The organism is Sanguibacter sp. Leaf3, assembly GCF_001425965.1.
Lineage (GTDB): Bacteria > Actinomycetota > Actinomycetes > Actinomycetales > Cellulomonadaceae > Sanguibacter > Sanguibacter inulinus.
Map to the genome: position 1 here is coordinate 823,090 of NZ_LMRH01000002.1, position 12,368 is coordinate 835,457.

Annotated in this window: 13 protein-coding genes; 6 read left to right on the forward strand and 7 right to left on the reverse strand. The window is 70.7% G+C overall.

All coding sequences use genetic code 11. The annotated features are described in order from the left end of the window. Nucleotides 1-26 precede the first annotated feature (26 nt). The 5 genes from uxaC to ASG53_RS11140 form a co-directional block, all read right to left on the reverse strand. Nucleotides 27-1,487 carry a glucuronate isomerase gene (gene uxaC / locus ASG53_RS11120; protein WP_228086965.1) on the reverse strand — a complete coding sequence of 487 codons (1,461 nt, stop codon included), beginning with the start codon at nt 1,485-1,487 and terminating at the stop codon, nt 27-29. 144 nt (nt 1,488-1,631) lie between these two features. Next, complete coding sequence (locus ASG53_RS11125) at nt 1,632-4,025, reverse strand: ATP-binding cassette domain-containing protein (protein ID WP_056132768.1); 2,394 nt, start codon at nt 4,023-4,025, stop codon at nt 1,632-1,634. 293 nt (nt 4,026-4,318) lie between these two features. Continuing rightward, nucleotides 4,319-4,729, reverse strand: coding sequence for a VOC family protein (locus ASG53_RS11130; RefSeq protein ID WP_056132771.1), 411 nt, complete (start codon nt 4,727-4,729; stop codon nt 4,319-4,321). Nucleotides 4,730-4,734: 5 nt separating this feature from the next. Continuing rightward, nucleotides 4,735-5,196, reverse strand: a complete 462-nt coding sequence (locus ASG53_RS11135) for a helix-turn-helix transcriptional regulator (protein WP_056132774.1) — start codon at nt 5,194-5,196, stop codon at nt 4,735-4,737. 48 nt (nt 5,197-5,244) lie between these two features. Next, nucleotides 5,245-5,787, reverse strand: coding sequence for a TetR/AcrR family transcriptional regulator (locus ASG53_RS11140; RefSeq protein ID WP_056132777.1), 543 nt, complete (start codon nt 5,785-5,787; stop codon nt 5,245-5,247). 58 nt (nt 5,788-5,845) lie between these two features. On the opposite strand from ASG53_RS11140, the gene ASG53_RS11145 reads away from it, so the two are divergent. From ASG53_RS11145 to ASG53_RS11155, 3 genes are all read left to right on the forward strand, one after another. Then, nucleotides 5,846-7,120 carry an MFS transporter gene (locus tag ASG53_RS11145; RefSeq protein WP_056132782.1) on the forward strand — a complete coding sequence of 425 codons (1,275 nt, stop codon included), beginning with the start codon at nt 5,846-5,848 and terminating at the stop codon, nt 7,118-7,120. 137 nt (nt 7,121-7,257) lie between these two features. Further along, nucleotides 7,258-8,232, forward strand: coding sequence for an LLM class flavin-dependent oxidoreductase (locus ASG53_RS11150; protein WP_056132784.1), 975 nt, complete (start codon nt 7,258-7,260; stop codon nt 8,230-8,232). Nucleotides 8,233-8,291: 59 nt separating this feature from the next. Further along, on the forward strand, nt 8,292-8,891 hold the full coding sequence (locus ASG53_RS11155; protein ID WP_056132787.1) for a DUF1349 domain-containing protein: 600 nt from the start codon (nt 8,292-8,294) through the stop codon (nt 8,889-8,891). Nucleotides 8,892-9,054: 163 nt separating this feature from the next. On the opposite strand, the gene ASG53_RS11160 is transcribed toward ASG53_RS11155, so the two are convergent. Further along, a complete protein-coding gene (locus ASG53_RS11160) occupies nt 9,055-9,369 on the reverse strand; it encodes an ArsR/SmtB family transcription factor (RefSeq protein ID WP_056132791.1) in 315 nt (104 codons plus the stop codon). Nucleotides 9,370-9,567: 198 nt separating this feature from the next. Between ASG53_RS11160 and ASG53_RS11165 the strand changes: the two genes are divergently transcribed. The 3 genes from ASG53_RS11165 to ASG53_RS11175 all read left to right on the forward strand — a co-directional run bounded on the left by ASG53_RS11165 (nt 9,568) and on the right by ASG53_RS11175 (nt 11,463). Next, complete coding sequence (locus tag ASG53_RS11165) at nt 9,568-10,083, forward strand: hypothetical protein (protein WP_056132794.1); 516 nt, start codon at nt 9,568-9,570, stop codon at nt 10,081-10,083. Between the two features lie 423 nt (nt 10,084-10,506). Continuing rightward, nucleotides 10,507-10,851, forward strand: coding sequence for an RNA polymerase-binding protein RbpA (locus ASG53_RS11170; RefSeq protein ID WP_056132797.1), 345 nt, complete (start codon nt 10,507-10,509; stop codon nt 10,849-10,851). A gap of 153 nt (nt 10,852-11,004) precedes the next feature. Continuing rightward, nucleotides 11,005-11,463 (forward strand): GatB/YqeY domain-containing protein, encoded by a 459-nt coding sequence (locus ASG53_RS11175; RefSeq protein ID WP_056132802.1) that lies wholly within the window; start codon nt 11,005-11,007, stop codon nt 11,461-11,463. A gap of 80 nt (nt 11,464-11,543) precedes the next feature. Here ASG53_RS11175 and ASG53_RS11180 read toward each other — a convergent pair whose 3' ends face one another. Next, nucleotides 11,544-12,359, reverse strand: a complete 816-nt coding sequence (locus ASG53_RS11180) for a polyprenol monophosphomannose synthase (RefSeq protein ID WP_056132805.1) — start codon at nt 12,357-12,359, stop codon at nt 11,544-11,546. Nucleotides 12,360-12,368 lie beyond the last annotated feature (9 nt).

Consider the following 12,368-nt stretch of genomic DNA (forward strand, 5'->3'; position numbering starts at 1 on the left):
CTGTGGCCGACGACCCGGGACAGGCGTCAGGGACGCCTGGCGTACGAGGTCTGCGGCAGCGTGTGGGCGAGGACCACCGCGGTCTCGACGGCCTCGTCGTGCGTCAGCCTGTGCTCGGTCACGAGCCTGCTGAGGAACCCGGCGTCGATGCGGCGGGAGAGGTCGTGCCGAGCCGGGATCGAGACGTAGGCCCGGGTGTCGTCCACGAAGCCCGAGGTGTTCCAGAAGCCCGCTGTCTCGGTCGCGGTCTCGCGGAACCTGCGCATCCCCTCGGGCGAGTCGAGGAACCACCACGGGGCGCCGAGGCGCAGGGACGGGTAGGCGCCGGCGAGCGGCGCGAGCTCGCGGCTGTAGACGGTCTCGTCGACGGTGAAGAGGATCGCGCGGAAGCCGGGGTGCGTGCCGAAGGCCTGCAGCATCGGCCGCAGAGCACGGGTGTACTCCGTGGCGACGGGGATGTCGAAGCCCTTGTCCTGACCGTGCGCCTGGTAGACGGCGTCGTGGTGGTCGCGCAGGACCCCGGGGTGGATCTGCATGACCAGCCCGTCCTCGGCGGCCATCGCGGCCATCTGGAAGAGCATGTGGGCGGCGAAGGCCTGCACCTCTGCGGGCTCGACGGCGCCCTCGAGCGCGCGGGCGTAGATCTCGGCGGCGACGGTGTCGGAGAGCGGCGTGGTGTCGGCGCTCAGGTGCCCGTGGTCGCTGGCCAGCGCGCCTGCGGCGACGAAGGCCTCACGGCGCTGGCGCAGGGCGGCGAGGTAGCCGGCGTAGTGCCCGGTGTCGATCCCGGAGACCGTGCCGAGCTCGTCGATGTCTGCGCGCCAGGTCGGGCGGTCCAGGTAGACGACGGCGTCGGGACGGAAGGTCGGGACCACCCGGTCCCCCAGGCCTTCTGCCGCGAGCCGGGCGTGGTGCTCGAGCGTGCTCGTCGCGGCGTCGGTCGTCGCGATGAGCTCGATGCCGAACCTGTCGAGCAGCTGGCGCGGCCGGAAGTCGGGCTCGGCGAGGCGCGCGGCGATCGTGTCGAAGATCGTGTCTGCCGTGGCCGCCGAGGGCACCTGGTCGATCCCGAAGACCTCGACGAGCTCGTGCTCGAGCCAGTACCTGGAGGGTGTCCCCCTGTAGAGGTGCCAGCCCGCGCAGAACCTGCGGAAGATCTCCCGGCTGTCGGTCTCGACAGGGCCGCCGTCGACCCGCGGGACGCCCAGGGACTCAGGGGCTGCCCCCTGCGAGACGAGCATGCGGGTGACGTAGTGGTCGGGGACCACGAGCAGCTGGGCCGGGTCGGCGAAGGGCAGGTTGTCTGCGAAGGCCTCGACCTCGACGTGGCCGTGCATCGAGATGATCGGGAGGGAACGGGTCTCCGCGTAGATCTGCCGGGCGACGTCGCGCTGGCGCGGGTCTGTCGGGAGCGCCCTGTCGGGGTGGAGCGTGAGCGGTGCTGGTGCTGCGGTGCTGCTCTGGGGCATCTGGGCTTGGGGTGTCATAGAACGTCCTCGGTCCGCGACTCGTAGGTCTGCACTCATGGGCATCTGTCGATGCACACGTTTGCATCCTGCTGGTCGAAGGGCGCTCTTCCCCGGGACGAAAGTCCGCCTCAGGTGGTTCTAGGCGGACTTTCGTGCCTCAGGTCAGCTCTTCACGTAGTCGGCTAGGTGCTCCCCGGTGAGTGTCGACCGCTGGGCGACGAGGTCGGCGGGGGTTCCTTCGAAGACGACCCTGCCGCCGTCGTGACCGGCTCCCGGTCCGAGGTCGATGATCCAGTCGGCGTGCGCCATGACGGCCTGGTGGTGCTCGACCACGATGACCGACCTCCCGGAGTCGACGAGCCTGTCCAGGAGCCCGAGGAGCTGTTCGACGTCGGCGAGGTGCAGGCCCGTCGTCGGCTCGTCGAGCACGTAGACGTCGCCCTTCTCGGCCATGTGCGTGGCGAGCTTGAGACGCTGGCGCTCACCACCCGAGAGCGTGGTCAGCGGCTGCCCGAGACGCAGGTACCCGAGCCCGACGTCGACCAGACGGACCAGGATCGCGTGCGCGGCAGGGGTGCGCGCCTCCCCCGCGCCGAAGAACTGCTCGGCCTCGGCGACGGACATCGCGAGCACCTCGGAGATGTCGCGTCCGCCGAGGTGGTACTCGAGGACCGAGGCCTGGAACCGCTTCCCCTCGCAGACCTCGCAGGGTGACGCGACGCTCGCCATGACGCCGAGGTCGGTGTAGATGACACCGGCGCCGTTGCACACCGGGCACGCGCCCTCGGAGTTGGCGCTGAACAGCGCAGGCTTGACGCCGTTCGTCTTGGCGAAGGCCTTGCGGATCGGCTCGAGGAGCCCTGTGTAGGTGGCCGGGTTGCTCCGGCGGGACCCGCGGATCGCGGTCTGGTCGATCGAGACCACGCCGGCGCCCGCGGGGATCGAGCCGTGCACGAGAGAGCTCTTGCCCGACCCGGCGACGCCGGTGAGGACGACGAGGACACCGAGCGGGATGTCGACGTCGACGTCGCGGAGGTTGTTCGCGCTCGCGCCGCGGATCTCGATCGCGCCGCGGTGCGGGCGGACCGTCTCCTTGACGCGCGACCTGTCGTCGAGGTGCCGTCCGGAGAGGGTGTCGCTCTCGCGCAGACCGTCGACGGTGCCCTCGTAGCAGATCTGGCCGCCGGCGGTCCCTGCGCCGGGACCGAGGTCGACCACGTGGTCCGCGATGGTGATCATCTCAGGCTTGTGCTCGACCACCAGGACGGTGTTGCCCTTGTCCCGCAGCTGGAGCAGGAGGCGGTTCATCCGCTGGATGTCGTGCGGGTGCAGCCCGATCGTCGGCTCGTCGAAGACGTAGGTGACGTCGGTGAGCGACGACCCGAGGTGGCGGATCATCTTGGTGCGCTGGGCCTCTCCCCCGGACAGCGTCCCGGCGGGCCGGTCGAGCGACAGGTACCCGAGACCGATCTCGACGAAGGAGTCGAGGGTGTCGCGCAGCGCGTCGAGCAGCGGTGTCATCGACGGCTCGTGGAGCTCCCGGACCCAGGTCGCGAGGTCGCTGATCTGCATCGAGCACGCCTCGGCGATGTTCAGCCCGGCGACCTTGGACGACCGCGCCCCCTCGTTGAGGCGGGTGCCGTCGCAGTCCGGGCAGGTGGTGAAGGTGACCGCACGGTCGACGAAGGCACGGATGTGCGGCTGCATCGCCTCGCGGTCCTTGGACAAGAACGACTTCTGCACCTTGGGGATCAGGCCCTCGTAGGTCATGTTGATGTCGCCGACCTTGACCTTGACGGGCTCCTTGTAGAGGAAGTCCGCCCGTTCCTTCTTCGTGTAGTCGCGGATCGCCTTGTCGGGGTCGAGGAAGCCTGAGCCCGTGAAGATCTTGACCCCCCAGCCGTCGGCCGTGTAGCCGGGGATGGTCAGCGCCCCCTCGTTGAGCGACTTCGAGTCGTCGAAGAGCTGGGTGAGGTCGATGTCGTTGACTGTCCCCATGCCTTCGCACCGGGGGCACATGCCTCCGGTGATGCTGAAGCTGCGCCGCTCCTTGACGGTCGACCCGCCACGCTCGATGGTCACGGCGCCGGCGCCGCTGATCGAGGCGACGTTGAAGGAGAAGGCCTGGGGCGAGCCGACGTGGGGCTGGCCCAGCCGGCTGAACACGATGCGGAGCATGGCGTTGACGTCCGTCGCGGTCCCGACCGTCGAGCGCGAGTTCGCGCCCATGCGCTCCTGGTCGACGATGATCGCGGTGGTCAGCCCTTCGAGCAGGTCGACGTCGGGTCGGGCCTGGCTGGGCATGAACCCCTGGAGGAACGCGCTGTACGTCTCGTTGATCATCCGCTGCGACTCGGCGGCGATCGTGGCGAAGACCAGCGAGCTCTTCCCTGACCCTGACACCCCTGTGAAGACCGACAACCGGCGCTTGGGCAGGTCGAGGCTCACGTCCTGCAGGTTGTTCTCGCGGGCACCCCGGACCCTGATGAGGTCGTGGGTGTCAGCCGCGTGCGGCTGCGTGCCGGGGGCGGTCCCTGTCGTCGTGCTCGTGGCCATCGTGTCCCTGTCTGTGGAGTGGATCGGCGGTGCCTCGGGCGGCCGCGGCGGCTGTGGCGCTCCGCTGGCGTACCCGACGGACGCCCGCTGGGTGGTCTCTCGGTGCTCGCCAGGTTCGAGCGTGCTGACCAGGTCCGAGCGATGCGCCGGACCCTGACTGAGAAGTATGTCTGATTGTGCCCCCAGGCGGAACACCCGTCGTGAGGGCTGTGCATCGGGCCAGGTCAGTCTCGTCAGGAGTGCTCCGACGGTGCTGGTGAGGTGCCGGTGAGGTGCCGGTGCGGCACCGACCCTCAGCCGAGCTGGTTGATGCGGATGAGGTTGCCTGCGGGGTCACGGAAGGCGCAGTCGCGGACCCCGTAGGGCTGGTCGGTCGGCTCCTGGACCACCTCGGCGCCGCTGGCCTGGACCTGGGCGAAGGCCGCGTCCATGTCGGAGGAGGCGAGCACGAGGTGCCCGAAGGTCCCCTTCGCCATCATCTCGGTGATCGTGCGGCGCTCGTCGTCGGTGATGCCCGGGTCCGCGGCTGGTGGGGTCAGGACGACCGAGGTCTCCGGCTGCCCGGGAGGGCCGACGGTGAGCCACCGCATGCCGCCGTAGCCGACGTCGTTGCGCAGCTCGAAACCGAGGGCGTCGCGGTAGAAGGCCAGGGCCGCGTCGGCGTCGTCGTGGTTGAGGAAGGTCCAGTGGATGATGAGGTCCATGCGGCTCACGCTAGGTCTGCCGCGACGGTCGGTGCTTCTCGATTCCTGACGGGTCGGGTGATCTGCTTGGCGATGCACGGTGGGAGCTCGCCGGCGACCAGGCCCGCCGCAGATGCCGCCTGCTTCCTGTAGGCGCTCGGGGGCATGCCCACGAGCTCGGTGAACCGGGTGCTGAAGGTCCCCAGGGACGAGCTGCCGACGGCGAAGCAGACGTCGGTCACGCTCATCTCCCCGCGCCGCAGCAGGGCCATCGCCCGCTCGATCCGCCGGGTCATAAGGTAGGAGTAGGGCGACTCCCCGTAGGCCGCGCGGAACTGGCGGCTGAGATGACCTGCCGACATGCTCGCGCCACGTGCCAGCGCCTCGACGTCGAGGGGCTGGGCGTAGTCGCGGTCGATCCTGTCGCGCACCCGCCGCAGCCGCGCCAGGTCGCGCAGCTGGTCTTCGCCCGATGCCCTGGCTGTCACGGCACCGATCGTGCCACGTCCGAGGTGGCGGCGGGAAGGACCGGCCCGTCAGGCTCCGCGGCAGATCGCGTCGATCGCCGAGACGGTGACCCGAGGGTCGTGCGGCTCGGTGTCGAGAGCCTGGTGGATGGTCAGCCCCTCGATCAGGGCGTCGAGCTGGCGCGAGACGTCCGGGCTGAAGTGCCGCTCGAGCGCCGAGCGGCTGCGGCGCATCCACTCGCGCGTGATGCTCCGGTACCTCGCGTCCCGGGCGGCCAGCGTGTAGAGCTCGTGGGTCAGCACCAGCTCGCGCGGCGACTGCGCCAGGTCGTCGAGGACGAGCGTCGCGACGGCCTGCTTCGCCTCGTCGACGGTGGTCGCGGCCACGAGCCGAGCCTCGAAGCGGGTCGCGACAGACAGCGAGAACCGCGTGAACGCCTCGTGCAGCAGCTCGTCCATGTCGGTGAAGTGGTAGGTCATCGACCCGAGGGGGACGTCCGCGCGGGCGGCGATGCGCCTCGCCGAGATGCCGGCGACCCCGAGCTCGGCGACGGCCTCGATGGTCACGTCGACGATCCGGTCTCGTCGTGTGGGGTCGAATCGCCTGGCCATCGGGCCATCCTCTCAGACCCGCCCTGGGCGCCACGACCTCAGCGGTACGCTCGTACACATGCACAGCACCCCCGTCGGCACCCGCCCGCCGTTCAGCCCCGAGCTCCGCCGTCGACGGACGGCCGTCTTCGTGTTCATGCTCGTCGTCGGCGTCTCGATGGCCTCCTGGGTCGTCCGCACCCCGGCCGTGCGCGACCTGCTCGACGCCTCGACCGGGCAGATGGGCCTCGTGCTCTTCGGGCTCTCGGTCGGCTCGATGACGGGTGTCCTGTCCTCTGCCTCCGTCGTCAGGGCGCACGGCGCCCGGCGGACCATCGCGATCGGGGGCACCAGCCTCGTCGTGGGGCTCGCGCTCGTGGGCATCGCGTCAGGCCTGGGTCTCACGGCGGGCGTCTTCGTCGGCCTCGCCCTCGTCGGCGGTGGCGTGGGGATGTCCGAGATCGCGATCAACATCGAGGGTGCCGACATCGAGAACGCCTCGGGCCGGTCTGTCCTGCCGATGCTGCACGGGTGCTACAGCCTCGGCACGGTGGTCGGGGCCACCGTCGGCATCGGTCTCACCGCTGTCGACTTCCCGGTCGTCTGGCACCTCACCGCGATCGCTGTGGCAGGCGCCGCGGCCGCCCTGTGGGCCGTTCCGACCGTACCGGCCACGACGGGGCTCGCCCGCAAGGGCACAGAAGCCTCGTCCACCTGGCGTGAGCAACTCTCCGTCTGGAAGCAGAGCCGCATCCTCATGCTCGGGCTGATCGTCCTCGCCCTCGCCCTCGCCGAGGGCTCGGCGAGCGACTGGCTGCCGCTGCTCATGGTCGACGGCCACGGCATGTCCGAGACCCTCGGGTCCGTCATCTTCACGGGTTTCGCGGCCGCCATGACCATCGGCCGGTTCTCGGGCGAGCCGCTGCTCGCCCGCTTCGGCAACGTCGCGGTCCTGCGCGTCAGCGCCCTCGTCTCGGCCGCCGGCATCGCCCTCGTGGTGTTCGCCGACAACGTGGTCGTCGCAGGCTGCGCCGTGATCCTCTGGGGCCTCGGTGCCGCGCTCGGGTTCCCCGTGACGCTCTCGGCCGCAGGCGACAGCGACGACCCGACCTCCTCGGTCGCCGCCGTCGCGACGGCCGGTTACGTCGCCTTCCTGGTCGGCCCACCCCTGCTCGGCTTCCTCGGAGAGCACTACGGGCTCCGTGGGGCGATGGTCGTCGTGCTCGTCGTCGTGGCCCTCGCCTCGCTGCTCACGTCGGCCGCGAGGCCTCGGGGCCGGGCGACGTCGGACGGGGCGCCGGTGCCTCCCGGAGCGGCCGTCGCCTCTGCCGAGAGTGGAGACCAGCCCGGCTGAGAGCATGACGGCCAGCCGTGGCAGGGATCCTGCCGAGATCCGAGTCCTGGCCGGCCGTCACGTCTCGCTGAGCTGGCGACATGGCGTGCGACTCAACGGTGCTGTGCGGTTCGACGGTGATGTGTACGGTAGTACCCATGACTCGTGACGACGCGACCCCGGACAGCGCACTCCCTGAGATCGGCATCATGCTCCCCCGGGACCTCCCGGCCCACCAGATCCTCGACTTCGCCCGCGCCGCAGACGACGCAGGCTTCGACGAGCTCTGGGTCGTCGAAGACCTCGGGTTCCGCGGCGGGATCGCGCAGGCCTCGGCCGCGCTCGCGGTCACCTCACGCATCCGGGTCGGGGTCGGGATCCTGCCGGCCTCCGCGCGCAACGTCGCCTTCACGGCGATGGAGGCAGCGACGCTCGTCGACCTCTTCGGCGACCGCCTGCACCTCGGGATCGGGCACGGCATGCCTGCGTGGATGCAGAGCGTCGGCGCCTGGCCCGAGAGCATCCTCACCTCCTTCGAGGAGCACGTCACCGCGCTGCGCGCCCTGCTCTCCGGCGAGTCGGTGAGTGTCGACGGACGCTACGTGCACCTGGATGCGGTCCAGCTCGAAGGCGGCCCGCGGACGGCGCCGCCGATTCTCGCCGGGGTCCGTGGTCCCCGTTCCCTCGCGCTCGCCGGACGGGTGGCTGACGGGACCGTGCTCGCCGAGCCGTCGGCTCCCGAGTACATCGCCCAGGCCCGCCAGCAGATCGGCACGGCTGAGCACCGCGTCGTCGCGTACAACGCAGCCGCTGTCGACGTCGACGCCCACGCTGCCCGTCAGGCGGTCCGTCCAGGGCTCGAGTGGATCGGCGAGCCGGGCTGGGAAGCCCACCTGCGGCCGTTGCCCTTCGCCGACGAGATCGTCGCGCTGCGGGCTCGCTCTGGCTCCCGGGCAGAGTTCGTCGCCGCGCTCCCCGACGCGTGGGTCGACGCCCTGACGGTCAGCGGGACCAGGGACGACGCCAGGGCGTCGCTCGCCCGGATGCGTGCGGCGGGGGCTGACTGCGTGGTCCTGCAGCCCGTCGGGGATGCCCCTGTCCAGGCACTGGCCTCGCTCGCTAGCATCCTCTAGGCGTCGACCCGCACGCGGTCGCGCCGCACCGATCACCGGACCGTACGAAGGACTGCACCGTGGCACTCCACATCCCCGGCCTCCCGCCGCTCTCCTGGGCACCCCTCGAGGGTGACGCCCACCTCGACGACGACGGCACCCTCGTCCTGACCGCCGCGGCGGGGGTCGACTGGAGCAACGACCCGACTGGAGGACCGCAGCAGCACCGGGCGGCCGCGCTCGGCTTCCAGCCGACCGGCGACCTCACGCTCTCGGCGAGGGTCCGGGTCGACGCGCCCCGGTCGACCTTCGACGCCGGTGCGCTGTGCCTGTGGATCGACGCCGACCACTGGGCGAAGCTCTGCTTCGAGCGGTCGCCGCAGGGCGACGTGATGGTCGTCAGCGTCGTGACCGACGGGTACTCCGACGACTGCAACTCCGTGGTCGTCACCGGTGGTGAGGTCTACCTGCGGCTCAGCCGTGTCGGCGAGGCCTGGGCCTTCCACTCCTCGGTCGACGGGACGAGGTGGGACTTCGTCCGCGTGTTCCGCATCGGCTCGCCCCAGGTCCCGACTGTCGGGTTCTTGTCTCAGGCCCCGATGGGTGAGCGGTGCGTCGCGCGCTTCGACGAGATCGTCTACAGCGAAGACAGGCTCGCCGACCTGCGCGACGGCAGCTGACGAGGGCGGCGCAGGTCTTCGAGGGAGGCGGTCGACCGGCCGAGCGGTCTCCGCGCTGCGTCGGAGGCGCGCGGTCGGAGCGGTGGTCGGGCGGCCCGAGGGATCGGCCGTGTGCCGCAGAGCTCAATCTCGTGCCGCAGAGGTCAGCCCTGTGCCGGGTGGCTCAGCCGTTCTCGGCAGGCGACCAGGCGGCGTCCGCGTCCCGCAGATACCGCCCGAGCGTGCCCAGCGCGCCCGGGACGAGCGCGTAGTACGACCACACGCTGCGCTTCTCGCGGGTCAGCAGCCCGGCCTCGACGAGGATCTTCAGGTGGTGGGACACCGTCGGCTGGCTGAGCCCGAGCGGCTCGGTGAGGTCGACGACAGTCGCCTCTCCCCCGTCGTGAGCGGCGACGAGCGAGAGCAGCCGGAGCCTGCTCGGGTCGGAGAGGGCCTTGAAAGACCGTGCGAGAGCGGACTCGCCGCTGCTTTCGGTCATGGGTCAGCGTCTCCTGGGTGGTGCGGGGTGGGCGCTCCATCGTACGCAGTGCCTGACCAGCGTCCGGACGCTGGCCACCTCTGCTCCGGCGGGTTCCAGGCAATTCTGGTCGCGCGAGAGCTGTGGACGGAGGTGTCCTTACACAGGGGGCCGACTCGTCGTGGTCCCGGAGGGCCCGACCACAGCAGGGTCGACCGCATGACACACGACGACGCACGTCCCATCCACGACACCGGCTACGACGCACGGCTCCCTGCGACCCAGAGCACCGATCTGCTGACCCGGCCGAGGCCAGAGGTTCCCTGCCAGCCGGGGACGACGCTGATCACCGGGAGAGAGGTCCTCGACCACCTGGTCGGTCTGGTCGGACCGCGACTGTCCTCGTCACCGGTGCTGTGGTTCACCTTCCTCGACGGGGCGCGGCAGGTCGTCCCTCTCGCGATCCCCTTCGACGGCCTCCCCGGGCTGCCCTCGTCGGGACCCGTCGCCGAGATCGTCGACGTCGTCTCGACGGTCCTCGCCCAGCACCCCGACGGTCTGATAGTCCTGGTCGCGATCAGCCGACCCTCGGGTGGTGGGCTCGGAGCCTTCGAGAAGCGGTGGGCGAGGGCCCTGTGGAAGGTCGCCGACGACGCCGGCTGGACGGTCGACCTCGTGGCCGCGGTCGGGAGCGACCGCGCCGTGCCGCTCGACCGGGCGAGCTGCGACCGATGACGAGCGGTCGGTCGGCACCATGAGCTGGGACTCTGCCTGAGCGGATGCTGCGATCGAGCCGGCGCTGCGCCGGGCCGACACCGTGACCGGGCCGACCCTGTGACCGGTGCGACTCGCTCCCAGCATGCGGGAGCGACCGCAGGCACGGTACAGTGGTTCGGTTCTGAGACCTGAGTGCCAGGCGGGCGCGAGTCGCGCGACGCCGCACCAGGAGCCCAGGCCCGCACGCTGACCTCGGCGTCGTCCTGGTCTCTCTCCCACCGGCTCGCAGCCTCGCTGCTGCACAGTCTGCTGGTTCACGAGACCTTCACGCGCGTCAGGAACATCTCGACCACACGACCCGTTCTACTCAGCAGGACACCCGCCCGGACGCACGCTGACCCGTCAGCTGCACGACCGGGACCGCAGACATCTGGAGGACACATGGCAGACCGCTCGCTGCGCGGCATGAGCATCGGCGCCAAGAGCATGGAATCTGACGAGGGCGTCGACTTCGCCCCGCGGTTCCAGGCCCACTACGACTGCCCGAACGGGCACACCATCATCCTCCCGTTCTCGACCGAGGCTGAGGTCCCGGTCGTCTGGGAGTGCCGGTGCGGCGAAGAGGCTCTGCTCCGCGACGCCGACAGGCCTGAGGCGAAGTCCGGCAAGCCGCCGCGCACCCACTGGGACATGCTGCTGGAGCGTCGCTCGATGAAGGAGCTCGAGGAGCTCCTCGACGAGCGTCTCGCACTGCTGCGCGCTGGCAAGCTCCGCCGCAGCGCCTGAGCACCAGGCACCAGCCGAGGTCGGCAGCGTCGTTCGAGAGCAGTCGTCGAGAGCGCTGGCCGGCAGCACCGCACGACGAAGGCCGCACCGTCACGACATGTGAGGGTGCGGCCTTCGTCGTGCGGTGCTGCCGCAGCCGGGCATGATAGTCACATGACCACGCTCGAGCGCCTCACCTCAGACCTGACCACCGCCATGAAGGCCCGTGACACGTTCACGACGGGCACCCTCCGCCAGATCATCGGAGCCGTCCGGACCGCTGAGAAGTCGGGTTCCGTGGCACGGGAGTTCTCCGACGAGGAGGTGCAGGCCGTCCTCACCTCGGAGGTCAAGAAGCGCCGCGAGAGCGCGCAGATCTTCGCCGACGCCAAGGCTGACGACCGCGCCGCCAACGAGACTGCCGAGGCAGACCTCATCGAGGGCTACCTGCCCGCCTCGCTCTCCCCCGAGCAGGTCGACGCCCTCGTGGTCGACGCCATCGCGTCGACCGGGGCGAGCGGCCCCAAGGACATGGGCACAGTCATGAAGGCCGTGCAGGCGGCCGCAGCCGGGCTCGGCCGTGTCGACGGCAAGGCCCTGTCGCAGAAGGTGCGCGCAGCCCTCACGAGCTGACGGCGCACGTCCCGGCGGCGTCCCGCACTGACGCCGCCGGGAGACGCGGCGTAGGCGGTCGTCTCACCTGCCGCCACGCCTCACCTGCTGCGTCGGCGTCCGGTGACGAGCCCGCGGAGCTGCTGCGCGCGGTGCGCGACACCCCACACGGTGACCTTCAGCAGTGCTTCCTGGACGATCCCGCGGCTCATCTTCGACTCCCCCGCCGTCCGTTCGACGAAGGTGATGGGCACCTCGACGACGCGGCCGCCGGCTTGGGCGACCCGCCACGCCATGTCGACCTGGAAGCAGTACCCCTGCGACGCGACGGAGCCGAGGTCGAGTCCTCGCAAGGTCTCGGCCCTGTAGGCGCGGAAGCCGCCTGTGGCGTCGCCGAGGCGGAGCCCGAGCGCAACCCTCACGTAGGTGTTGCCGCCGCGCGAGAGCACCTCGCGGTGCCGCGGCCAGTTGACGACCGACCCGCCCGGCACCCAGCGTGACCCGAGCACCAGGGCAGGGTGCGGCTGGGCGGACGACGCCGCGAGCAGCCGTGGGAGGTCTTCGGGGCGGTGCGACCCGTCGGCGTCCATCTCGCAGACGACGTCGTACCCGCGTTCGAGGCCCCAGCGGAACCCGGCGATGTACGCGGTCCCGAGTCCTTGCTTGCCCTGCCTGTGCAGGACGTGGACGGCACCGAGCGACCCCTCGGACGTGAGGTCGGCCGCCGCGATGTCGGCCGTGCGCTGCGCTGCGAGGGCCTCGGCGATGTCCCCTGTCCCGTCGGGGCTCGCGTCGTCGACGACGAGCACGTCGACGCCGGGTGCGTGCTCGCGGATCCCTGCGAGGAGCGTGGGAACCGTGAGTGCTTCGTCGTACGTGGGGACGACCACGAGGACGCGGTCTACCTGCGGATCCATCCTGCTCCC